The sequence below is a fragment of the Burkholderia sp. BCC0419 genome (assembly GCF_902830285.1).
GTDB lineage: Bacteria > Pseudomonadota > Gammaproteobacteria > Burkholderiales > Burkholderiaceae > Burkholderia.
This window is the reverse complement of sequence record NZ_CADESR010000001.1, coordinates 967,029-990,860: the sequence shown is the minus strand read 5'-3', so window position 1 is coordinate 990,860 and position 23,832 is coordinate 967,029. Positions and strand designations below refer to the sequence as shown.

Here is a 23,832-nt window from a genome sequence, read left to right as displayed (position 1 = left end):
TGCGCCCCGCGCCCCTACTCCACCACCTTCGGCCCGATCGCATCGGTCGGCGCCGGCATCCGCAACGCGTCGTCCCGCGCGCGTCGCGCCTCGCGCGCCGTGTAGCGATCCTTCAGCCGCAGGAACGGTTTTTCGACGAGGAAATAGCTGGCGGTCGCGGCGACCAACGCCCACACGATGCCGAGCGGAAACGCGTGCGCGACCGGCAGACCCGGATTCGCAAAAGGCTGCTGCCACAGATAGAGACTGAACGAAATCGTGCCGGCGAACACCACCGGCCCGGCGCGCAACCAGCGCGCGCACCAGAACTCGCTGCGGAAATTCAGCACGACGATCACGATCGCGATCAGCGCGGCTTCGAGCGTCACGCCGTACGTCGCATTCCAGAAGCCGCCGAGCCGGTGTTCGGCAAGCGGCATGCCGAGCAGCACGACGAACACGAGCGCCGTCACGATGCGCGCCTCGCCGCGCCACGAGCCGATCCATGCTTCGAGCCGTTCGCGGTTGAGCGACGCATAGCAGCCGATCAGGATCGGATCGACACCCGTGTGCAGCATCATCCCGAGTTGCCCGCGCAGCGCGGGCACGACGAAATACGTGGCGGCGCGCACCAGCGGCACGATCAGGATCAGCGCGGCCAGCCAGCGCGTGCCGGCGCGGCGGATGCCGAACACGAACAGCAGCGGCCAGAACCAGTAGAACTGCTCCTCTAGCGCGAGCGACCAGAAATGGCCGAGGTACCACGCGCCGTCCGGATGCATCGCGTTGTCGCCGGTCAACCCGAACCACGCCGAGTAATTCCACAGGTGCAGCGCCGCATAGAGCCACTGCCGGCGATCGACGTCGAACCCGCCGGCGAACGCCACGATCGCGACGGCCGTGAGATACACGTAGCAGGCCGGCCAGATCCGCAGCGCACGGCGCACGTAGAACGACGTCAGCGCGATGCCGCCCGTGCGCGCGAATTCGGCGCGCAGCACGTTGGTGATCAGGAAACCGCTCAGCACGAAGAAGATCAGCACGCCGAGCCGGCCGTCGGCGATCAGCCGCAACGGCGCATACCAGCCCGTATAGCCGCCGGGCAGCACATGCTCGGCATGACCGACGACGACCATCGCGACCGCGACGGCGCGCAACCCGGTCAACTGCGTGACACGATGGTTCATCGGCTGGTTTCCGCTGGCACGGTGGAGGTGGAGAAGCTGGAATCGGCCGGCGCCCGATTGGCACGCCGACCTGCCGCCGGGATTTTGTATGAAAAATATCGGAATGAAATTGCTTCAAAAATCCGCGTGACAAACACCGCCGGCGACGCTTCGCCACGGCGCGCCAACGTCCGGCGCGACGAATGGGCATAATGACGAGCCTTGTCCGGCGGCGGCCGGTCCGATGCCCACGCAACGAATTTTTGCGGCGCAGCAACACCCGCAGCACCGTACCTCGCCCGCACACCGGCCCGCGCCTCGCCCGCCGCCTGTCACCCCTTACCCGGAGCCTGCCTGTGTACCCACCGATCGAACCTTACGCCCACGGCCATCTCGACACCGGCGACGGCCATCGCATCTACTGGGAGCGCTGCGGCAACCCGGCCGGCAAGCCCGCCGTGTTCCTGCACGGCGGCCCCGGCGCCGGCTGCGGCCCCGACCATCGCCGCCTGTTCGATCCCGCGCGCTACGACATCCTGCTGTTCGACCAGCGCGGCTGCGGGCGCTCGACGCCGCATGCGAGCCTCGAGAACAACACGACGTGGGATCTGGTCGCCGATATCGAACGGCTGCGCGAGATGGTCGGCGCCGAGCAATGGCTGGTGTTCGGCGGCTCGTGGGGCAGCGCGCTGTCGATCGCATACGCGGAGACCCACCCCGAACGCGTGAGCGCGCTGATCGTACGCGGCATCTTCACGATGCGTCGCGCGGAACTGCTGTGGTACTACCAGGAAGGCGCGTCGTGGCTGTTCCCCGATCTGTGGGAGGACTTCCTCGCACCGATTCCGGAAGCCGAGCGCGGCGACCTGATGGCCGCCTATCATCGCCGGCTGACCGGCGACGACGAAGCCGCGAAGCTCGAAGCCGCGCGCGCGTGGAGCATCTGGGAAGGCCGCACGATCACGCTGCTGCCCGATCCCGCGCTCGCCGCGCACTTCGCGGACGGCCACTACGCGCTCGCGTTCGCGCGGATCGAAAACCACTACTTCGTGAACAAGGGCTTCGTCGAGGAAGGCCAGTTGCTGCGCGACGCGCATCGGCTCGCCGGTATTCCGGGCGTGATCGTGCAGGGCCGCTACGATGTCGCGACGCCTGCACGTACCGCATGGGAGTTGTCGAAGGCGTGGCCGGACGCGACGTTTGAAATCGTGCCCGGCGCGGGACACGCGTACAACGAACCGGGGATTCTGGAAGCGCTGGTCGCGGCGACGGACCGGTTTGCAGTGTGATCAACGCCATGCAGCGCAACGCGGCGCGTGCGGCCATGCATCATCGCCGCGCACACGCCGCACCGCTCAAAGCGTGGCTTCGACGATCGTCCGGCCGCTGATCGCCCGCTCGACGAGCTGTTCGTCGCCGACCTTGCGGATCGCGTCGTCGAGCAGCCCTTCCGGTTCTTCGGTCGCCACCTTCAACAGGCCCGACAACCCGCGCGCGTCGAGCACCACCAGCGTTTCCATCGAATCCGCGCGGCTCACGAGCACGCGGCGGAACGCCGGGCCCGCGCCGAAGCTCGCACAAAGCTCGATCGTCTCGCTGCCGAGCGTGTAGTCGAAGTGCTTGATCATGGTCTGCCGCCGTTGCATGGAAATGGCGCCGCGCGACGGCGCGGCGCCGTGACGTCGACGCACCCGCGCGTGCCGCCGGCCCGTCGGACCGGAGTCCGAACCGTTCGCCGGCATCACCATGCTAGGCGTGCAGAATTAACGAAGACTTAAAGCGCGTGAGCCCCGCCCGGCGCGCCCCTCAAGCCGCATCGAGCGGCTCGACCGTCACGCCGACCTTCAGCTCCTGATCCGCCCCGCCGCCGCGGATCACGCCGCGCAGCGGCGTCACGTCCGCGTAGTCGCGGCCGACCGACAGCATCACGTAGTCGTCGCCCGGCGCACGATCGTTGGTCGGATCGAGTTGCAGCCAGCCACCATCCTCGGGCCACGCCGGGTCGTACACCTCGACCCACGCATGCGACGCGTCGGCGCCGATCAGCCGCGGCTGGCCGGGCGGCGGCTGCGTGAGCAGGTAGCCGCTGATGTAACGCGCGGCCAGCCCGAGCGAGCGCAACGCGCCGATCATCACGTGCGCGAAATCCTGGCAGACGCCCTTGCGCAATCGCAGCGCGTCGAGCGCCGACGTCGTGATGTCGGTGCTGTTCGGCGTGTACGCGAAATCGGCATGCACGCGCCGCATCAGGTCCCACGCCGCCTGCACGAGCGGCCGTTGCGGCGTGAAGCTCGCGGCCGCGTACGCGGCGAGTTCGGGGTCGCACGCCACGTGCGGCGACGCGAACACGAACTCGCTCGCCGGGTCGTAAGGCTGCCCCGCATGGAACCGCAAGCGGTCGCGCACGGCCTCCCATGCGGTGGCATGCGCGGCGTCCGGGTCCGCGATCGCAGGCGGCGGCTCGCCGCGCGCGCCGAGCGACCACACGGGCGGCGTCACGCGCACGGTGCTGCGGCTGCGCACCAGCAGCGTGTCGTGCGGCAGGTTCAGCGCGAACGACGCGCGCGCATTGCCGAACGCGTCGATCTCCGTGCAGACCGATTCCGGTGCAGGCTCGATGTCGAGCGAGAACGACAGCACCTGCTGGCGCGGCGTCGCGAGCGGTTGCAGGCGTGCCTGGTGCTGTGCGGATTCGACGCGCGCCGCGTAACGGTATTCGGTGTCGTGCGTGACGCGCAGCAACCGGCCCGGCGCGACGGCGGCCGGTGCGTCCGTTGCGGCCTGGCCCTGCCCTTGCCCTTGCCCTTGCCCTTGCCCTTGCCCTTGCCCTTGCCCTTGCCCTTGCCCTTGCCCTTGGCCCTGGCCTTGGCTCTGGGCCTGGGCTGGAGCTGGAACCGGAGCCGAGGCCGGTGCCTGCCGTGCGTCTCCGGCACCGGCCGGTGTTTTCGGCACGCCTTTCGTCACCATAGCGTCCTGCCCGCCTCGCGCACGTGGCTGAAATAGCGCTCGCCGATCCGGTTCGACAGCTCCCAGACCGCCTTCACCGTCGTGTCGAGCGCGGCGAGCAGCTTGTCGTGCCGACCGCCTTCGGCGGTCTCGCACAGCTCGTGCAGCGACCACGCGGGGATGTCCGGAACCGTCTCGGCCAGCTCGGACAGCGCATAGCCTTCGCCGTGCTCGACCTTCGTCAGCCGGCCGCGCAGCGCCTGCAGGACCCAGCCGAGCGAGCGCGGGTTGTCGGTATCGAGCACGACGAGCGACAGCAGCGGCGCGACGTCGAAGCCGCGCTGGAACCGCGAGCGGAACGTGATCGTGCTGTCGAACAGTTCCAGCACGAGTTCGAAGCCGTCCTGCCGATGCACGGCGCCTTCGTCGAACGCGAACTTCAGCACGCTGCACAGGAAGTCGAGCCGGTCGATCTGCCGGCCGATCGACAGCAATCGCCAGCCGTCGTCGCGCGTCATGTTGTCGGTCTGCGCGCCGGTGATCGCGCCGAGCAGCAGGCCGACGCGTTCCAGCAATTGCAGCGCCTCGTTGCCGATCTGCTCCTCCGCTTCCGGCTGCCCTGCGCTGTCCGCGAACAGTTGCGTCGCGTCGTCGATCAGCCGCCACTGATCGCTCGACAGCCGTTCGCGGATCGCGGCAGCCGCGCCGCGCATGCCGAACAGGCACGACGCGATCCCCGACGTGCGGTCGGCGCCGCGCGTCAGCGACGTCGCCAGCTCATGCTGGAACGCGCGCGGCGCATCGACGGCGTGCGGCGCATCGGCCGCGATCAGCCCGGTGTCGCGGCACAGCGTGTCGATCAGTTCCAGATGCGCGGGGCTGTCGACGTCGTCTTCGCCGCGCAGCCGTTCGAGCGCGGCACGCGCCAGGCGCATCAGGTTGGTCGCGCGCTCGGTGTAGCGGCCGAGCCAGAACAGGTTCTCGGCCGCGCGGCTCGCGATGGCGCGCGGCCGTTCGACGAGGTCGTCGGGGCCGAGGTGCGTCTGCAGCAGCGTCGTCGAATCGACGATGCCCTCGGTCATCACCCACGTATCGACGGTGCTGCCGCCGCGCGGCATCGGCGCGTTGAACAGCGTGTCGCGCGTGCCGACCCGCGACAGCCCGCCCGGCAGGAGCCGCCAGCGCTGCGCGCCGTCGGCGAGCGCGAACACGCGCAGCAGCAGCGGCTTCGGCACGATGCGCGCGCTGCCGTTGCCGTCGGGCGCGTCGGGCCGCGGCCAGGTCGGCGCCTGCGACAGCGGCAGATCTGCCTGCACCGTGTAATGTTCGGGCTGCGCGAGAATCCGCGCGCGCCATTCCGCCAGTTGCGCCTGCGTGAGCCGCGCGCCGATCACCGGTTCGAATGCACCGCCTTCCTGCACGTCGGGCGGATAGGATGCCTTGATGATGCCGCGCGCGAGCTGCGGCAGCGCGTCCTCGCACGCGGCCGCCTCGCCGCACCACCACGAATGCACGGCCGGCAGCGTCAGCGTTTCGCCGAGCAGGCCTTCCGCGAGACGCGGCATGAAGCCGAGCATCGCCGGCGATTCGAGGAAGCCCGAGCCCGGCGCGTTCGCGAGCAGCACGTTGCCCGCGCGCACGGCCTGCAACAGCCCCGGCACGCCGAGCATCGAATCGGGCCGCAGTTCGAGCGGATCGAGCCACGCATCGTCGACGCGCCGCAGGATGCCGTGCACCGGTTCGAGTCCGCTCAGCGTCTTCAGGAACACGCGGCTGTCGCGCGCGGTCAGGTCGCCGCCTTCGACGAGCGTGAGGCCGAGATAGCGCGCGAGATACGCATGCTCGAAATAGGTCGCGCTGTGCGGCCCCGGCGTCAGCAGCACGATCCGCGAATTCTTCGCGGCAGGGCTGAGCGACTGCATGCTTTGCAGCAGCGCACGGTACGCGGACGCAAGCCGCTGCACGCGCAGCCCGCGAAACCCGCGCGGAAAGAGCCGCGACACGATCAGCCGGTTCTCGAGCAGATAGCCGAGGCCGGCCGGGCCCTGCGTGTGCTGAGCGACGATCCGCCACTGGCCGTCCGGGCCGCGCGCGAGATCGAACGCGACGACGTGCAGCCACGTATCGCCCGGCACGTGCGCGCCGCGCATCGCACGCAGGTAGCCGGGGTGGCCGGTGACGAGCGCGGGCGGCAGCAGCCCGCGCTGCAGGATCGTCTGCGGCCCGTACAGGTCGGCCAACGTCGCGTTCAGCAGCCGCACGCGCTGCAGCACGCCGCGCTCGATCGCGACCCAGTCCTCGGGCGTGACGATCAACGGCAGCAGGTCGAGCGACCACGGGCCGACCGCGCCGTCGCCGGCGCGCTGCTCGTGCAACTGGTAGAACAGGCCGTTCTCGCGCATGCGCCGGTGCAGCGCGTCGGCACGGCGGTCGAGGTCGGCCACGCCGTCGCTGCCGATCGACGTGAAGAAGCTGCGCCACGCGGGCGCAAGCGCAGGCGCGTTCAGCCCGGCCACGCTGCCGCGCAGTTCGTCGTAGCGGCCGGCGGCCGCCGGTGCCGCGAGCGCGGCGGCCAGTTCGGCGGCGTCCGGCTGGGCGCCGGAATCGAAAAGCGTGGGCATCGCGTCGAGGGCGGCGAGATGATCAATGTCAATGGGCGGCACGATGTCGTTCCGTCGTCAGGGTGCAACCGCGCATGCGCGCCGCCGCACCGGCGGTGCGCTACCACGGCGCGCGGCCGCAATCTGCCCGCATCCTAGCATTCCGGCGCGGCCGCCGGGAGGTCGCGAACCGCGCATCGTCGTCCTCCCTGTCATCGATCGGTCACGGCCGCCGCAAGTCGAGCGTGAACGGGAATTCGCGGCTCGGCGCGGCAGCCGCGATATCCATCCGCCCCGGCGTGTGCCCGATCTCGACGAAGCGCGCGAGCCGGCGGCTCTCGGCTTCGTACGCATTGACCGGGAACGTCGCGTAGCTGCGCCCGCCCGGATGCGCGACGTGATACCGGCAGCCGCCGAGCGAGCGTTGCAGCCACGTGTCGACAATGTCGAACGTGAGCGGCGCATGTACGCCGATGGTCGGATGCAGCGCCGACGGCGGCGCCCACGCCTTGTAGCGCACGCCCGCGACGTATTCGCCGACGGTGCCGGTCGGCTGCAGCGGCAGCGCGCGGCCGTTGACGGTCACGACGTGCCGGTTGTCGTTCAGCCCCGTCACACGCACTTCGAGCCGCTCGACCGACGAATCGACGTAGCGCACCGTGCCGCCGGGCGCGCCCTCCTCGCCCATCACGTGCCACGGCTCCAGCGCGCCGCGCAGCGACAACTGCATCCCGTTCACCGCGATCTGCCCGAACAGCGGAAAACGGAATTCGAAGTGCGGCGCGAACCACGCCGGATCGAACGCGAAACCGGCGTCGCGCAGCTCGGCCAGCACGTCGTCGAAATCCATCTGAAGAAATTCCGGCAGCATGAACCGGTCGTGCAGCGCGGTGCCCCAGCGCGTGAGCGGCGTCGTGTACGGCGCGGCCCAGAAGCGCGCGACCAGCGCGCGCAGCAGCAGTTGCTGCACGATGCTCATCCGCGCATGCGGTGGCATCTCGAACGCGCGCAGTTCGAGCAGGCCGAGCCGGCCGGTGGACGAATCGGGTGAATACAGCTTGTCGATGCAGAACTCGCTGCGGTGCGTGTTGCCCGTCACGTCGATCAGCAGGTTGCGCAGCACGCGGTCGACGAGCCACGGCGGCATGTCCTGCCCGAACAGCAGCTTGTTGCGCTGGATCTCCGCGAACGCGATGTCGAGCTCGTAGAGCTGGTCGTTGCGCGCCTCGTCGACACGCGGCGCCTGGCTCGTCGGCCCGATGAACAGCCCCGAGAACAGGTACGACAGCGACGGATGGTTGTGCCAGTACGCGATCAGGCTCGCGAGCAGATCGGGGCGGCGCAGGAACGGGCTGTCGGCCGGCGTCGCGCCGCCGAGCACGAAGTGGTTGCCGCCGCCGGTGCCGACGTGCCGCCCGTCGACCATGAACTTCTCGCTGCACAGCCGCGATTGCCACGCGGCGTCGTACAGGAATTCGGTGTGGTCGACGAGTTCGTCGAAGCTCGCGGCCGGATGGATGTTCACCTCGATCACGCCGGGATCGGGCGTCACCTGCAGCAGCTTCAGCCGCGCGTCGCGCGGCGGCGGATAGCCTTCGAGCACGAGCTTCACGCCGAGTGCGTGCGCGGTCAGCTCGATCGCGCCGACCAGTTCGAGATAATCCTCGAGCGCGGCGAGCGGCGGCATGAACAGGTACAGGATGCCGTTGCGCACTTCGACGCACAGCGCGGTGCGCGTGATCCACGCGGCCGATTCGAAGCGCTCGGGCCGGCGATGCGGGTCCGCGGCGCCCGGTCGGCCGCTCGCGGCCGTGCCATCGCCGCGCCACTGCATCACGGTCTGCGCGGACGCTTCGCGATGCACGCCGGCCAGGTAGCGCGGCGCGTCGGCCGGGCCCGCGTAGCGGGCGCGAATGGCGGCGGCGTCCGGCAAGACGTCGCGCGGCGCGAACGGATCGCGCTCGACGAGGTACGGATGGTCGGCGCGGGCCGCCCACGGCAGCGAATCGAGCGGCAGCCGATAGCCCATCGGCGAATCGCCCGGCACGAGGTACATCCGCTCGTCGCGGAAGAACCACGGGCCCGTCTGCCAGCGCGGCCCGTCGAGGCCCGGCCGCTCGCTGCCCGACCGATCCGGCTCGTCCTCCGTGCGCTTGAGCGGCAGCACGTAGCCGACCACGCTGTCGAGCTGCTGCTCGAATACCTTGCGCAGCCGCGCGCGCTCGAGCTCGTCGTCGAGGCGCGCGTCGAACGGATCGACGTTGACGGGCAGCCGGCGCTCGCGCCACAGGTAGTACCAGACGTCCTCGTAGCCGGGCTCGATGAATTCGCCGGTCAGGTTCAGCCGCGCGGCGAGCGCATCGATGAAGCGCTTCGCGTCGTCGGTGGTATACGAGGACGGCTCGCGCTCGTCGGCGAACAGCGACGGATCGTGCCACACGGGCTGGCCGTCCGCGCGCCAGAAGATCGACAACGCCCAGCGCGGCAATTGCTCGCCCGGGTACCACTTGCCCTGCCCGAAATGCAGGAAGCCGCCGTCGCCATATTCGGCGCGCAGCCGCTGCACGAGTTCGGTCGCGTAGCCGCGCTTGGTCGGGCCGAGCGCATCGGTGTTCCACTCGGCGCCGTCGCGATCGTCGATCGACACGAAGGTCGGCTCGCCGCCCTGCGTGAGCCGTACGTCGCCGGCGGCCAGCGCGCCGTCGACCTGCGTGCCGAGCGCGAGCACGGCATCCCACTGCGATTCCGTATACGGCTTCGTCACGCGCGGCGACTCGTACACGCGCGTCACGCTCATCTCGTGCTCGAACGACACCTCGCACTCGTCGATCAGCCCTTCCACCGGCGCGGCGCTCGTCGGCTGCGGCGTGCACGCGAGCGGAATATGCCCTTCGCCGGCGAGCAGGCCCGACGTCGGATCGAAGCCGATCCAGCCGGCGCCCGGCAGATAGACCTCGCACCACGCGTGCAGGTCGGTGAAATCGACCGACGTGCCGCTCGGGCCGTCGAGCGATTTCACGTCGGGGGTGAGCTGGATCAGGTAGCCCGACACGAAGCGCGCGGCGATGCCGAGATGGCGGCACAGCTGCACGAGCAGCCACGCGCTGTCGCGGCACGAGCCGGACGCGAGTTCGAGCGTCTGCACGGGCGTCTGCACGCCGGGCTCCATCCGCACGAGATAGCCGATGTCGCGCTGAAGCTGCTGGTTCAGCGCGACGAGAAAGTTCGTGGTGCCGGCCGGCGTGCGGTCGACGCCGTCGAGATACGCGCGAAACAGCGGCGCGGCGCTCGTCTGCGGATCGCACGCGAGATACGGCGCGAGCTCGATCTTCAGCGCGTCGTCATAGCTGAACGGGTATTGCTCCGCGCTCGCTTCGAGGAAGAAGTCGAACGGGTTGTACACCGACATCTCGGCGACGAGATCGATCGTGATGTCGAAGTGCTCGGTCCGCTCCGGAAACACGAGCCGCGCGAGATAGTTCGAGAACGGATCCTGCTGCCAGTTGATGAAGTGCTGCGCGGGCTCGACCGTCATCGAATACGCGAGAATCGGCGTCCGGCAATGCGGCGCGGGCCGCAGCCGCACGACCTGCGGGCCGAGGTTGACGAGCCGGTCGTAGCGATAGCGGGTGGTGTGATGCAGCGCGACGTGGATGGACATGGGAGCTCGAGTCGGGTTGGGCCGGCCGCGCACGCCGCGTCGCTGTCGACGCGGCGGCCCGGCATGGCGGATTCGGCGAAAACGCGCCGCGGGTCAGACGAGTTCCGGCGTCTGCACGACGCTGATCTCGACGCCGACGGCCGTCGCGCCGAGCCCCGTCACCGGCTGCGCGTCGCGATGGTCGAGGCCGACCGCGATGCGCACGTAGCGTTCGTCCGGGCAACGGTTCATGAACGGGTCGAAGCCGACCCAGCCGAGCCCTTCGACATAGGCCTCGGCCCATGCATGGCCGGCCGGCTGCTGCATCAGCGCGACGGCTTGCGGCTGCCCGCCGAGCGCCGCCTGTAGCTGCCCCTGCGACTGCGACTGCCCCTGCGATTGCGATTGCGCGGCATGCGACGCGCCGAGCGCCTGCTGCATGCCGTCGCCGCTCTGCAGCGCGAGCGCTTCCTCGTCCTCGACGTCGCCCCCATGCTGTTTCGCATCGGCGATGCGCTGCATCGCGCTGTCGGCCAGCACGTAGCCCGAGATGTAGCGCGCGGGGATCTTCAGCACGCGTGCGGCCGCGATGAACGCGTGTGCATGGTCGCGGCTCGTGCCCTCGCCGCTTTGCAGCGCGGTTTCCGCATCGACGGCAGCGTCGGCGGCCAGGTTCGGCGCGTATGCGATACGGCCGTGCACTTCCGTCATCAGCCAGTGCAATGCGTCGAGGCCGTGCGGCTCGATCGGCAGCGCCTGCGCGAGCTCGCGCACGGTGTCGCCGGCCTTCGTGAGCGCGGTCTCGCGCTCGAAGATCCACGGCGGCGCATAGCCTTCAGGATTCCCGATGATACCCGAGCGGTCCTGCGTCTCGACGACGCCGGCCGCCACGACGACGATCTCGGCCTTCGCGCCGCGATCGTGACGCACGAGGTCGATCCGGTTGCCGAGCCCGTCGGCGTAAGACAGCGTCGGCTCGACGCCGTCGATCGTGACCTGCCACGCGCGCACCGTCTGCCCGGGGCCCGACTGCGGGCGCAGCCGCAACCGTTGCAGTGCGTGGGTGGCCTGATCGTCGAACTGGTAACGCGAAATGTGTCGAATGGCGAGTCGCATGGCAAGTCTCAGTCGAAGTTGTAAGCCTGGGCGATTTCGATCCCGAGGCTGTTGTTGCGGCCGATGAAGTCGGTCAGGAACTCGTGCAGGCCGCTCTTGAAGATCCGCTCGACCGAGGTATCGGACAGCATTTGCAGGATCTTCGCGGCCGTGTCGTGACACGGGTGTGTCACGCCGTAATCCTTCGCGAGCAGGTTCAGGCTCGACACGACGCGTCCGTAGCAATAGCGCAGCGAACGCGGCATCCGGCCGTTCAGGATCAGGTAGTCGGCGATGTTGAGCGGCTTGTACTGCACGTCGTACACCCAGCGATACGAACGGTGTGCGGCCACGCAGCGCAGGATCGTCTCCCATTGGTAGTTGTCGAGGATCGTGCCGACGTGCGATACCGACGGCAGCAGCAGGTGGTACTTCACGTCGATGATCCGCGCGGTGTTGTCCGCGCGTTCGATGAATGCGCCGATCTGCGCGAAATCGAAGATCTCGTTGCGCAGCATCGTGCTGTAGAAGCTGCCGAGGATCAGCGCGGTTTCGCGCTTCACTTCGTCGAGCACGGCCGGCAGCTCGCTTTCCGGCACCGGCTGCGCCAGCGCGCGGCGCAGCGCGAGCCACGCGCCGTTCACGCTTTCCCACGCCTCGCGCGTCAGCGCCGTGCGCACCATCCGCGCGTTCGAGCGCGCGGCCTCGATGCACGACAGCACGCTCGACGGGTTGTCGCGATCGCGCAGCAGGTAGTCGGTCACGGTATCGGCCGCATACGCGTCGTATTTCTGCCGGTAGCCGTCGTCCGCGCCCGAGCTGACGAGCACCGACGACCATTCGGCCGGCGCGTCGGCCGTGCGCGTGAGCGCCATCCGCAGCCCGGCATCGACGATGCGCGCGATATTCTCCGCGCGCTCGATATAGCGGTACATCCAGTAGAGACCGCTTGCAGTACGTCCCAGAAGCATCTCGTGTCCACTCCGTCTTCGTTCGGTTCGCGCGCCGGCTCCGGCGCGCGCGGTCGTGCCCGGCTCAGTCGGCCAGCACCCAGGTGTCCTTGGTGCCGCCGCCCTGGCTCGAGTTGACGACGAGCGATCCTTCCTGCAGCGCGACGCGCGTGAGCCCGCCCGGCGTGATGCGGATCCGGTCCGACACCAGCACGAACGGACGCAGGTCGACGTGGCGCGGTGCGAGGCCGGCGTCGGTCAGGATCGGCGTCGTGGACAGCGCGAGCGTCGGTTGCGCGATGTAGTTCGCGGGACGTGCGCGCAGCTTCGCGGAAAATGCCTCGAGTTCCGCCTTCGACGCGCACGGCCCGACCAGCATCCCGTAGCCGCCCGAGCCGTGCACCTCCTTCACGACCAGTTCGTCGAGATGCTCGAGCACGTACTTCAGGCTGTCGGCCTCGCCGCAGCGCCACGTCGGCACGTTCTCCAGCAGCGCCTTGCGGCCCGTGTAGAACTCGACGATCTCCGGCATGTACGAGTAGATCGCCTTGTCGTCGGCGATGCCGGTGCCGGGCGCATTCGCGATCGTGATGTTGCCCGCGCGGTACACGTCCATGATGCCTGCCACGCCGAGCACCGAATCCGGGCGAAACGTGAGCGGATCGAGGAACGCGTCGTCGACGCGGCGGTACAGCACGTCGATCTGGCGGAACCCCTCGGTCGTGCGCATCGCGACGCGCCCGTCGACCACCTGCAGGTCGCTGCCCTCGACGAGATGCACGCCCATCTGGTCGGCGAGGAACGAATGCTCGTAGTACGCGGAATTGTGGATGCCGGGCGTCAGCACCGCGATGGTCGGGTTGTCGGCATTGCCGCCCGGCGGGCACACGGCCGCGAGCGACTGGCGCAGCATCTGCGGATAGGTCTCGACCGGACGCACCTTCACCTGCTGGAACAGCTCCGGGAAGAGCTGCATCATCGTCTCGCGGTTTTCCAGCATGTACGACACGCCGGACGGCGTGCGCGCGTTGTCCTCCAGCACGTAGAACGCGTTTTCGGCCGTGCGCACGATGTCGACGCCGATGATGTGCGTGTAAACGTTCCCGGGCGGCCGGAAATCGATCATCTCCGGAACGAACGCTTCGTTGTGCGCGATCAGGTGCTTCGGCACGATGCCCGCGCGCACGATTTCCTGGCGGTGGTAGATGTCGTCGAGGAACGCGTTCAGCGCCATCACGCGCTGCTCGATGCCGAGCGACAGCCGGCTCCATTCCGCCCCCGAGATGATGCGCGGGACGATGTCGAACGGAATCAGCCGCTCGGCGGCCTCCGCGTCGCCATAGACGGCGAACGTGATGCCCGTCCTGCGGAACACGCCTTCCGCGTCGTGGGCCTTCTGGGCGAGGCTCGCAGGATTCTGCGTGTCGAGCCATTGCTTCAGGCGCGCGTAAGGCGCCCTTACCATATCGCCGGATTGCAGCATTTCATCGAATGGCTTCATCGATCTTTTCTCCATCGATCGTTTTCCCCGGCATTGCGCATGCCGGACCGGCGTACTGAATGCTTTGCAAGGAACGTGCCTTGCTTGATCCCTTCGATATCCCCCTGTTTTGCGCCGCCCAGGCACGCCTGCGCGGCATTACGCACCACAACGGTGCAACACCCGACGCGACGGGCGCTTGCGGTGCGCCGCGAGCGCGCACGGCCGATGCTGCGCCGCGTCCAACGAACATAGTTCTCCCGCGTGTCACGAATATGCAATCTGCACTGCACCAAAAGCGGCGAGCCCAGGCCCTCGGAACGACCATGAACGGGCGGGCCGGCACGCACACGGCGCAGCCGGCCCTGGGGGAAGTGCCGTCCGGGCGGCCGGGACAGTCCGACGCGGTGAACTGTCCGGTTAACCGGTCCGGCCCCTCAACGCTATGCAGCCGTAATCCCGCCGACAATGCCCATGCATATTTCGACTGACACCGATCGAAAAAAAACATCGGCCCGACCGGCGCGATGCGCGGTACGCTAGAACGTTGGTGCAGCAGACGGCGCCGCCTTTCAGGCGCCCGACTATAAAAAGCGAAGATCGAAATGGAAGCAAAGTGGCTGGAAGATTTCCTGAGCCTTGCGGATACCAAGAGCTTTTCCCGGGCCGCGCGTCACCGGCACCTGACGCAGTCGGCGTTCAGCAGACGAATCGCCGCCCTCGAAACCTGGATGGACGCGAAGCTGGTGGACCGGAGCATCAATCCGATCACGCTGACGCCCGCCGGCCAGATGTTCCGCGGGCTCGCCGCGGACATCCTGCGCAGCATGTATGCGGCGCGCAATCTCGTGAACGGCTATGACCAGTTCGCGGCGAGCGACCAGGTCGTGCGCTTCGCCGTCGCGCATACGCTCGTGTTCACGCTGTTTCCCGAATGGCTCAAGCAGCTCAACAGCGAGGTCGGCCACGTGACCGCGCGCGTCAATGCGGTGAACGTGCCGGAAGGCGTGCAACAGCTGGTCGAAGGCGAATGCGACCTGCTGCTCGGCTATCACCATCCGCAATTGCCGATCGTGCTCGACCCGAACCACTTCCCGTTCGTCAGCCTCGGCGTCGAGCGAATCCTGCCCGTGTCGTCGCCCGACGCGCGCGGCAAGCCGGTGTTCCAGCTGCCCGGCACGCCCGATGCGCCGCTGCCGCTGCTCGCGTATTCGTCGGGCGCCTTTCTCGGCAACATCGTCGAGATGCTGCTGCTGAATGCGACCGAGCCGTATGTGCTGCACCGGTGTTTCGAGACGCACATGTCCGAAGCGCTGAAAGGCATGGTCGTGGCCGGGCACGGCATCGGCTGGCTGCCGGAAAGCTGCGTCGCGAAGGAGCTCGCGGACGGCACGCTCGTGTGTGCGGGCACCGGCGACTGGATCACCGAACTCGAAATCCGCCTGTATCGATCGGCGCGCAAGCGCGGGCTCGCGGCCGAGCAGCTGTGGGCCTACATCATGAACCGGCCGCGCACGGCGATCGGCACTGAAGAGGCGGCCGCGCCGGCGATGCGCAGCGCGCGGCGAAGCGCGGGCGGCAGCCGCTGACGAAGCGTTCGCGCCGTGGGCATCCACGGCGCGCATGCGCGTTCTTTCGATGGCAATCGATAATCCCCGTGCGACTTCGTAAAATCCCTCACCGACTGTAATCGATCTCGATAAAAACGCAAACGTTTGCGATTCATGTCGTATTTTTTACTGTTTTCCGTATTAAGTAAGAATATTCAGCTCGATTTTCCGGGCAGAAATACCTTGTTACACAAGTTTCGATTTACCTGCAACTGTCGGAATGACCAAAAATGTCGTACCCTCATTTCATGATGTGCGATCTGTATCCCGATTTTGATAGATTCGCCTCGATCACAGCCGCAATAGTTTCTTTTATCGGTCGTTATTTTTCGGCACGAACGTCAATACCTCCGACGTGATTCAAAGCGTGCTCGATCATCGCTACCGACGAGCAATTTTCATGTTCGGCAATATCGCCTTTATTCAGCATTAAGAAATCCTCACCAATCTGCACTTATCTTATTTAGATAGGATCTTTCACCCTCGTCCCATTCGGGCCACACGCAGTTGTTGGTTCAAAAGCCATCGTGTATCAATAGCGTGTCGCAAAAAGAACGTTGGCAAATTCGACTCGAAGTCGATGCGCGTCATCGATTCCGAATGGGAGATTGCAATGTCACCCTCGCTTCGACAGCATGCCCGCCCTTTCCTGGGCGTCGTGCTCTCCACGCTCTGCATGAACGCCATGGCCCAGATACCGGCGGCCTCGTCGCCGGCGTCCGGTCCGGGATCAAACCGGTACGTGATTTCGTATATCTGCGGCGATGCGCGGATCGACGGTACCGCGCCGCTTCCCCCTGACGGCCGCCCGTACAACCTGGGCGTGTCTTTCGTGTCGGGGAACACCGGGCAGCCGCTCTCCAACGTGCAGGTGCGCCTGCGCCGGCACGGGCGCGTGCTCGTCGAATTCAACGCATCGGGATCGCGCTGCCTGTTCAGCGTGCCGGATGCGAGCTACCGGGTCGAAGGAACCTATCAGGGAGCAACCCAGTTCGCGATCGTGGAGACGGGCACGCTCACGACGCAGTTGCGATGGTGAACATCGCGCCGTCCCGCTCGGATCGCGTCATTGGTAGAACGACAAATCGAATCTAGGAGACTTGAATGCCCCGTGCAGAACGACCGGATGAATCGCCCGCCCGTCAGCCGAAACCCTCGTGGGGGCCGGGAAAGAATGCGGCGCTCAGCATCGCCGCGTTTGCCGCGATCTTCGGCGCTTTCGCGTATGTCGAGCGAGACGCGAGGGTCGGCCATGCGAGCGTGACGCACGATATCGCCGGCGTGATCGGAAACGCCGTCGGCAAGTACCGCGAGCTCATCGTGGCGGCGTCGGGCGGCGCGTCCGGCACAGCGGCGCGCACCGGCTCGACGTCGACGGTCGCGCAGGCCGGGCCGGTTCCGCCGTCTGCATCGGCGACGCCCGCCCCGTCGGCCGCGGCCGAACCGGCCGCGCCGCCGCAAACGGCGGCCCGTTCCGACACGAAACCCACGCGCCGCGCGCATGTACCGGCGACGAAGCTCGCCGCCGACCCGCACGCCGCGTCGACCGGCAGTCGCACGACGCGCCCCGGCGATGCGCACCGGACGTCACGTTCGCAGGCGCTGGCGCGCATGAGAAAACACCCCGACCCCGTGCCGAAACAGCAACCGCAGTCGTATATCGCCGGCACGCCGCACATGGAGACCACCAGCGTCACGCACGATGAGCTGGAAGGCGCCCGCGCGCTGGCCAAGGCGCGCTGGTGCGCCCAGATCGACGAATGGAGCTGTGTAGAACAAAACGCGAGCCGTGCACTCGCCATCGACCCGAAGAACAGCGAATCGCGCGCACTGCTTGGACAAGCGATCCGCAACCGCCTGTAAACCGGTCGGATGCCGCCGGGCCTCGCAGCCCGGCGGCGCGACGGCTGGCGACGAGCGCCGTCGGGCGTGCAACCGAGGGGGATCGTTTCAAAGTGAGGAGACATCGTGGCTAACAATCGTCAACAACAATGCACCACCGTCGTTCCGCCGAACCGGCGGACCCTCCTGCATGCGCCGCTGCTGTGCCTGCTCGTCGCGTCCGGCCCGTGCCTTGCAGCCGAGGGCGGTGTGGAGCCGCAGGTCGCCCAGGGCTCGGGCACGCAGCCCCCTCATGCGCCGACGCCGATCGCGCAGGCCTCGGATGCGTCGATGCAGATCGCGCAGGGATCGAACCCGGCGATGCCGACCACGGTCGTGGTGGACCCCGACGCGCCGCAGCCGGGCGCCGCGGTGCCGGTCGCGCACACGTCGAATGCGCCGATGCTGCTCGCGCAAGCATCATTCGACACCGCGCCGCCGGATACGTCGGCGCCGCGCGCGCAGACGTCGGATGCACCGCAGCCGCTCGCCCAAACCGCGACCGCCCCACCGCCGACTACGCCGACGCTCACCGCGCAGGCATCCGGCACGCCGATGCCGAATTCGCCCGCGCCCGTGACCCAGCCGCCCGGCGCCGAACCGCCGTCGTCCCCGCAACCGACTTCACAGTCACCCGGCGCGCAGCTCCCCGGTGAGTCGACCCAACGATCGCAGGGACCCGACGTCGAAGCGCCGAATGCGCAGGCGCCGAATCTCCGCACCGCCGACGTCGCAACGGTGCGCAACGACGTGTTCGGCCTCGCGACGAGCGGCGGCGCGGTCAAGGCGCTCGACGAAGCGAAAGCCCGGCCCGATGCCTTCTCCGCCGTCGACATCGCGCAACTGGAAGAACTGTCGATTCGCCAGCAGGTGCGCGGCGGACGCGACAAGTCGCGTTCGATGACGAGTTCGGACCGCTTCGACGGACTCGACAGCGCGCTGCACGCGGCCGACGACCTCGACAAGCGGATGCCGGCCACGCCGGAGTACACGCCGGTCCGCACCGCACTCGCGGGCGACCGGGTAGTCGCCCTCGCGGCACGCGGCGACATGAAAACGGCCGTCGCGACGTTCGAGACGATTCCGCCCAACGCGGAAATCTCGATCGACGCGCTGGCGGCCGTCGGCGACGCCTACCTGTACCTGAGCGAGCCGGTCAAGGCGAACGCCGTGTACGCGCGCGCGCTGAAGCAGGCCACCGCGTCGCCGACGGATCGCGCGACCCGCGGCTTCCAGTACGGCGCGCGCACGCGTCCGATCGAGCTGCAAGAAGGGCTGTTCTGGTCGTACGTCGACCAGGCACGCGCGCCGCAAGCGAAGCAGGCGCTCGACGACATGGAGAAATCGCTGCCGCCGGCCAAGCAAGTGACCAACGTCGGTCCGGGAGAAAGCGACTACCTGCGCTACTACCGGCTGCGTGCGCAATACCTGATCTTCACGGGCCACGTCAACGAAGGGATCGCCGCGCTCGAACAGCTCGAGCAACAGGTGCCGTTCAACGCGGAGATCCGCGCCGCGCATGCCGACGCGGTGTCGGGCCAGGCGCATCCGCGCCAGGCGATCTCGATGTATCGCGCGTCGCTGACCGACCACCCGGACAGCGTCGAGATGCTCGCGGGCCTCGGCCGCGCAGCGCTCGTGGCAGACGACTACGCGACCGCGAAGACCGTCGACCAGACGCTGGACAACACGTTCCCGGACAGCGGCGCCGTGCGCGGCTTCAAGCGCGACTACAAGGCCTACCGCAGCCCGGTGTTCACGACCGACCTGAGCTTCGAGCACGGCAACAGCGCACTGGCCAACAACAGCTTCACGTCGGACAGCTATGTGTATTCGCAACCGTTCGGCGACAACTGGCGCGTGTTTTCGCACACGTTCTACGGTTTCGCGCAGACCGACGACGGCAACCTCAGCCGCACGCGCACGGGCATCGGCGGCGACTACCGGCACGGGCCGCTCACCGTGCTGGGCGAAGTCACGCGCTCGATGGGCGGCAACGGCCGAACCGGCGGCCGCGGGACGATCGCGTACGCGCTGAACGACTACTGGACGGTCAGCGCCGGGCTCGACACCAACGACAACTCGCTGCCGTGGAAAGCGTATGCCGCGCACATCTGGGGCCGCTCCGCGAACGTCGAGGTCGTGTATCGCCAGAACGACCGGCGCCAAGTCAAGCTGAGCTACGGCGTGAGCCGCTACAGCGATTCGAACCTGCACCAGGAGATCGCGGCGACCGCCACGCAGCGCGTGTACACGTCCGCGAACCAGCTCGTCAACGTATCGCTGAATCTCGGTACCGACAGCAATACGCGCCGGGACGCGCCCTACTTCAGCCCCGGTCGCGACTACGCGGCCGCGGCGACCGTCATGCACCAGCTGACGCTGTGGAAGAAGGGCGACATGGGGCTGCAACAGCGCGTGTCGGTGTCGGGCGGCGTGTACAACGAGCGCGGCTTCGGCACCAGCCCGCTGTGGAGCGCGCGCCTCGAGCACGCGTGGACGTTCAAGCACGACATCACGCTGAGCTACGGCGTCGAGGTCAGCAGTCACGCATACGACGGCCAGCGCGAGCGCTCCGAAACCGGCTTCCTGTCGCTCAACCTGCCGTTCTAGCAAGGAGATCGATCAATGCAATCCAGACGGACCTTCATGTGCGGATGCCTCGGCGCGTTTGCCACCTGTTCGCTGTTCCCGGGCGTGACCAACGCCAGGATGATCGACCTGCTGCCGCCGTCCGATCCGGCCGACGGCAAGACGTTTCGCGTGATCTGCATGCACGACGTGCGCGACAACCTGATGGCGTCGTTTTCGTCGCCGACGGCGATCATCGATCCGTTCGCGGTCGATACCGGCACACTGACCGCGATCTTCTCGTGGCTGCAGACCAACAACTACCACACCATCACGGTCAAGCAGATCGAGGCGTCGCGGCACGGCGGCAAGCCGCTGCCGCCGCGCTCGGTGCTGCTCACGTTCGACGACGGCTTCCGCAGCCACTACACGAAGGTGCTGCCGCTGCTCGAGCGCTTCAAGTATCCGGCCGTGATGGGCCTCGTCACCGCGTGGATCGACACACCGTCGGGTACGCCGATCCGCATCAGCGACAAGGTTCAGGTGCCGCGCGACTACTTCCTGTCGTGGGACGAGGTGAAAAAGCTCGGGCAGTCGGAATTCGTCGAGCTCGGCTGCCACACCCACAATCTCCATCACGGCGCGATCGCGAATCCGCAAGGCAACGAATTGCCGGCGACCACGTCGCATCTCTACCTGCAAGACCAGAAACGCTATGAAACCGACGCCGAATTCCACGCACGCGTGCACGACGACCTGCAGACTTGCGTGCGGCAGATCCGCGAACGCACCGGCCTCGTCGCACGCTCGATGGTGTGGCCATACGGCGCGGAAAATCAGCCCGTGCGCCAGATATCGACGTCGCTCGGCATGGACATCCAGTTCAGCCTCGATGCCGGCCCGAATACGCCCGACGTGCCGCTCGACCGGCTGAGACGGATCCTGATGATGTACGACGTCGATATCGGCGGGTTCGAGCGCTCGATGCGCGAGCCGGCGTCCAATCGCGGCGACGTCGACACGCCCGAGCGCACCGTGCAGGTCGATCTCGACCAGGTCTACGATCCCGATCCCGCGCGGCAGGAAGCGAATCTCGGCAAGCTGATCGAGCGCATCTACCGGATGCAGCCGAAATCGGTGTACCTGCAGGCATATGCGGACCCGAAGGGCACGGGCGTGGCCGAGGCGGTGTATTTCCCGAACCGGCACCTGCCGATGCGTTCCGACCTGTTCTCGCGTGCCGCGTGGCAGCTCAATACGCGCGCCAACGTGCAGGTGTACGCGTGGATGCCGGTGCTCGCGTTCCGGCCGCCGGCCGACAAGCAGCGCGGGCTCGAGGCCGTCAGCGCATACGGCGGCGCGCCGGCCCGCGAGAACGGCACGCGGGTGTTCCGGCTGAGCCCGTTCGATCCCGATGCGCGACTGATGATCCAGCAGGTCTACGAGGATCTCAGCAAGCACGCGTCGTTCAGCGGCATCCTGTTCAGCGACGACGCCGTGCTCGACGACTACGAGGATGCGAGCCGGCATGCGCTGCGCACCTATTCGCAATGGGGGCTGCCGGCCGACGTCGGCAAGATCCGCGAGAACCCCGACCTGATGAAGCGCTGGACGCGCCAGAAGACGCGCTACCTGATCGACATGACCCGGCAGCTCGAGCAGATCGTGCTGGCCCACCAGAACGTCGGCGACGTGCTGACCGCGCGCAACATTTTCGCGATGCCGGTGCTCAAGCCCGAATCGGAAGCGTGGTATGCGCAGAACTACGACGATTTCCTCGCCGCCTACGACTACGTCGCGCTGATGGCGATGCCGTACATGGAGCAGGCGAAGGATCCGGAAGGCTGGCTGGACCAGCTCGTGAAGGTGGTGCGCACGAAGCAGCGCGGGCTGCAGCGCACGGTGTTCGAACTGCAGTCGTACGACTGGCACGCGCGCAAGGCGGTGCCGGCCAGCACGCTGCTCGCGCAGATGCGGCGGCTGCGCAGCGAGGGCGCCGTGAATTTCGGCTACTACCCCGACAACTTCCTGAACGGCCAGCCGGAGCTCAACGCGATGCGCGACGTCATGTCGCTGAAATCGCGCCTCGATCCCACCTCGATCAACGCGCTGATGCAGATGCAGCAATCGCCGGGAACCAAGACGCCATGAACACCCACAGCCTGATCCAGCGCCTGCAGGATTTCGTCTTCTACTATCCGTTCTTCATGTCGTATCTGTGGATGATCGGCGGTGTCGTGCATTACTTCCTGCTCGAGGAGGGCCGCGAGCTGTCGATGCGCACGATCGCGTCGAGCGGCATCCCGAAGATCTCGATCGTCGTGCCCTGCTTCAACGAAGCCGCGAACGCGCGCAGCGTGATCGCCCACCTGAACGGGATGCAGTATCCGAACTACGACATCATCGCGGTCAACGACGGCAGCAAGGATCGCACCGGCGAAATCCTCAACGAGCTGGCCGTCGAGATCCCGCGGCTGCTCGTGATCCATCACGCGCGCAACGAAGGCAAGGCGGTCGGGCTCACGACCGCGGCCGCGGTATCCAACGCGGAATACCTGCTGTGCATCGACGGCGACGCGCTGCTCGCGCACGATGCGATCGGCTGGATGCTCGAACACTTCCTGACCGACCCGGGCGTCGGCGCGGTGACCGGCAACCCGCGCATCCGCACCCGCACGTCGCTGCTCGGCCGCATGCAGGTCGGCGAATTCTCGTCGATCGTCGGGCTGATCAAGCGCACGCAGCAGGTGTACGGCCGCATCTTCACGGTGTCGGGCGTGATCACGATGTTCCGCAAGACCGCGCTCGCCGACGTCGGCTACTGGAGCTCGGACATGCTGACCGAGGACATCGACATCAGCTGGAAGCTGCAGTGCCGCGACTGGCGCGTCGTGTACGAGCCGCACGCGCTCAGCTGGATCCTGATGCCCGAGACGATCAAGGGGCTCTACCGGCAGCGGCTGCGCTGGTCCAAGGGCGGCATCCAGGTGCTGCTCAAGTACGCGGGCACGCTGATGCGGCCGACGCAGATGATGATGTGGCCGCTGTTCGTCGAATACCTGATCGGCATCGCGTGGGCGTACTCGATGTCGTTCATCCTGCTGCTCGCGCTGATCGACGTCGTCTACCCGCTTCCGGCGAACTGGCATGTGTCCGTGGTGCCGCACTGGCACGGGATGCTGCTGGTCGCGACCTGCATCCTGCAGCTGATCATCGGCAGCATGATCGATCGTCGTTACGACGAAAAACTCCTGATGTACTTCCTTGACACCATCTGGTACCCCGTCGCGTTCTGGCTGATCAGCATGATCACCACCGTCGTCGCCCTGCCCGCCGTCGTACTGCGGGGCCGCGGCAAGCGCGCCGTTTGGGTCAGTCCCGACCGAGGCATTCAACATGAAGAACGCACCGATTATTGATCTCTCCCTGCGCGCACCGCGCGACATGATCGCCGAACGGGGCGGCATCGTCGGGCCCGTGCTCGTCGCGTGGTTCCGCCTCGTGCGGCCCGCATTGGTCGGGGGGGTATGGGCATCGATCTGCATCTACACGTACCGCTACCTGTTGCCGTTCAACGAGGCCGAGATGCCGATCGAACAGATCGTGTTCTACGTGACGAGCATCGCGCTGATCGCCGGCACGATCGTCATGTGGCTGATCGCGGGACGCGTCGTGCATCCGCTCGCGTACCGGTTGCGCGTGTCGAAGATGCTGCGGCGCTCGGCCAGCGTGAAGGTGCGCTCGGTGCCGCCGACCGCGTTCGTGAGCGAGCGCCGGCGCGGCGCGCGGCGCACGACGCGCATTCTCGTCGCGTCGCACGATGCGAACGGGTCGATTTCGGGCATCGAATGGGTCGCGCATGCCGGGCCGCAGCCCCGCGAATGAATCGCCGGAGACGTGCCGCGCCGCGCGCG

Annotated in this window: 17 protein-coding genes; 9 read left to right on the top strand and 8 right to left on the bottom strand. The window is 67.5% G+C overall.

The window, feature by feature from the left end:
- Positions 1-14: 14 nt before the first annotated feature.
- The gene (locus tag HWW87_RS04380) at positions 15-1,166 is read right to left on the bottom strand and encodes an acyltransferase (protein ID WP_175819393.1); all 1,152 of its coding nucleotides are present in this window, start codon (positions 1,164-1,166) and stop codon (positions 15-17) included.
- Between HWW87_RS04380 and HWW87_RS04375 the strand changes: the two genes are divergently transcribed.
- Positions 1,158-1,358 carry a hypothetical protein gene (locus HWW87_RS04375; RefSeq protein WP_175819392.1) on the top strand — a complete coding sequence of 67 codons (201 nt, stop codon included), beginning with the start codon at positions 1,158-1,160 and terminating at the stop codon, positions 1,356-1,358. The genes HWW87_RS04380 and HWW87_RS04375 overlap by 9 nt on opposite strands.
- 143 nt (positions 1,359-1,501) lie before the next feature.
- Positions 1,502-2,434 carry a prolyl aminopeptidase gene (gene pip, locus HWW87_RS04370; protein ID WP_175819391.1) on the top strand — a complete coding sequence of 311 codons (933 nt, stop codon included), beginning with the start codon at positions 1,502-1,504 and terminating at the stop codon, positions 2,432-2,434.
- Between the two features lie 66 nt (positions 2,435-2,500).
- Here pip and HWW87_RS04365 read toward each other — a convergent pair whose 3' ends face one another.
- The 7 genes from HWW87_RS04365 to HWW87_RS04335 form a co-directional block, all read right to left on the bottom strand.
- Positions 2,501-2,773 (bottom strand): hypothetical protein, encoded by a 273-nt coding sequence (locus HWW87_RS04365; protein WP_175819390.1) that lies wholly within the window; start codon positions 2,771-2,773, stop codon positions 2,501-2,503.
- Between the two features lie 178 nt (positions 2,774-2,951).
- The gene (locus HWW87_RS04360; protein ID WP_175819389.1) at positions 2,952-4,112 is read right to left on the bottom strand and encodes a transglutaminase family protein; all 1,161 of its coding nucleotides are present in this window, start codon (positions 4,110-4,112) and stop codon (positions 2,952-2,954) included.
- Complete coding sequence (locus HWW87_RS04355; RefSeq protein ID WP_175820670.1) at positions 4,106-6,712, bottom strand: circularly permuted type 2 ATP-grasp protein; 2,607 nt, start codon at positions 6,710-6,712, stop codon at positions 4,106-4,108. The genes HWW87_RS04360 and HWW87_RS04355 overlap by 7 nt, the downstream gene beginning before the upstream one ends.
- 202 nt (positions 6,713-6,914) lie before the next feature.
- Positions 6,915-10,352 carry a transglutaminase family protein gene (locus tag HWW87_RS04350; RefSeq protein WP_175819388.1) on the bottom strand — a complete coding sequence of 1,146 codons (3,438 nt, stop codon included), beginning with the start codon at positions 10,350-10,352 and terminating at the stop codon, positions 6,915-6,917.
- Positions 10,353-10,445: 93 nt separating this feature from the next.
- Complete coding sequence (locus HWW87_RS04345; protein WP_175819387.1) at positions 10,446-11,447, bottom strand: transglutaminase family protein; 1,002 nt, start codon at positions 11,445-11,447, stop codon at positions 10,446-10,448.
- Positions 11,448-11,455: 8 nt separating this feature from the next.
- A complete protein-coding gene (locus HWW87_RS04340) occupies positions 11,456-12,397 on the bottom strand; it encodes an alpha-E domain-containing protein (protein WP_175819386.1) in 942 nt (313 codons plus the stop codon).
- A 64-nt stretch (positions 12,398-12,461) separates the two neighbouring features.
- Positions 12,462-13,877 carry a circularly permuted type 2 ATP-grasp protein gene (locus HWW87_RS04335; RefSeq protein WP_175819385.1) on the bottom strand — a complete coding sequence of 472 codons (1,416 nt, stop codon included), beginning with the start codon at positions 13,875-13,877 and terminating at the stop codon, positions 12,462-12,464.
- A gap of 584 nt (positions 13,878-14,461) precedes the next feature.
- Here HWW87_RS04335 and HWW87_RS04330 point away from each other — a divergent pair.
- The 7 genes from HWW87_RS04330 (at position 14,462) to HWW87_RS04300 (ending at position 23,803) form a co-directional block, all read left to right on the top strand.
- Positions 14,462-15,445, top strand: coding sequence for a LysR substrate-binding domain-containing protein (locus tag HWW87_RS04330; protein WP_175819384.1), 984 nt, complete (start codon positions 14,462-14,464; stop codon positions 15,443-15,445).
- Between the two features lie 634 nt (positions 15,446-16,079).
- Positions 16,080-16,505: a hypothetical protein gene (locus HWW87_RS04325; RefSeq protein WP_175820669.1), complete on the top strand. Its 426-nt coding sequence runs from the start codon at positions 16,080-16,082 to the stop codon at positions 16,503-16,505.
- A gap of 65 nt (positions 16,506-16,570) precedes the next feature.
- Positions 16,571-17,329 (top strand): hypothetical protein, encoded by a 759-nt coding sequence (locus HWW87_RS04320; protein ID WP_175819383.1) that lies wholly within the window; start codon positions 16,571-16,573, stop codon positions 17,327-17,329.
- A 105-nt stretch (positions 17,330-17,434) separates the two neighbouring features.
- Entirely contained in the window at positions 17,435-19,960 is a 2,526-nt protein-coding gene (gene pgaA / locus HWW87_RS04315; RefSeq protein ID WP_175819382.1) for a poly-beta-1,6 N-acetyl-D-glucosamine export porin PgaA, read from the top strand.
- 15 nt (positions 19,961-19,975) lie between these two features.
- Positions 19,976-22,069, top strand: a complete 2,094-nt coding sequence (gene pgaB, locus HWW87_RS04310; protein WP_175819381.1) for a poly-beta-1,6-N-acetyl-D-glucosamine N-deacetylase PgaB — start codon at positions 19,976-19,978, stop codon at positions 22,067-22,069.
- Positions 22,066-23,337, top strand: a complete 1,272-nt coding sequence (gene pgaC, locus HWW87_RS04305) for a poly-beta-1,6-N-acetyl-D-glucosamine synthase (protein ID WP_175819380.1) — start codon at positions 22,066-22,068, stop codon at positions 23,335-23,337. The genes pgaB and pgaC overlap by 4 nt, the downstream gene beginning before the upstream one ends.
- Positions 23,315-23,803 (top strand): Biofilm PGA synthesis auxiliary protein PgaD, encoded by a 489-nt coding sequence (locus HWW87_RS04300; protein ID WP_175819379.1) that lies wholly within the window; start codon positions 23,315-23,317, stop codon positions 23,801-23,803. Before pgaC ends, HWW87_RS04300 begins: the two co-directional genes overlap by 23 nt.
- Positions 23,804-23,832 lie beyond the last annotated feature (29 nt).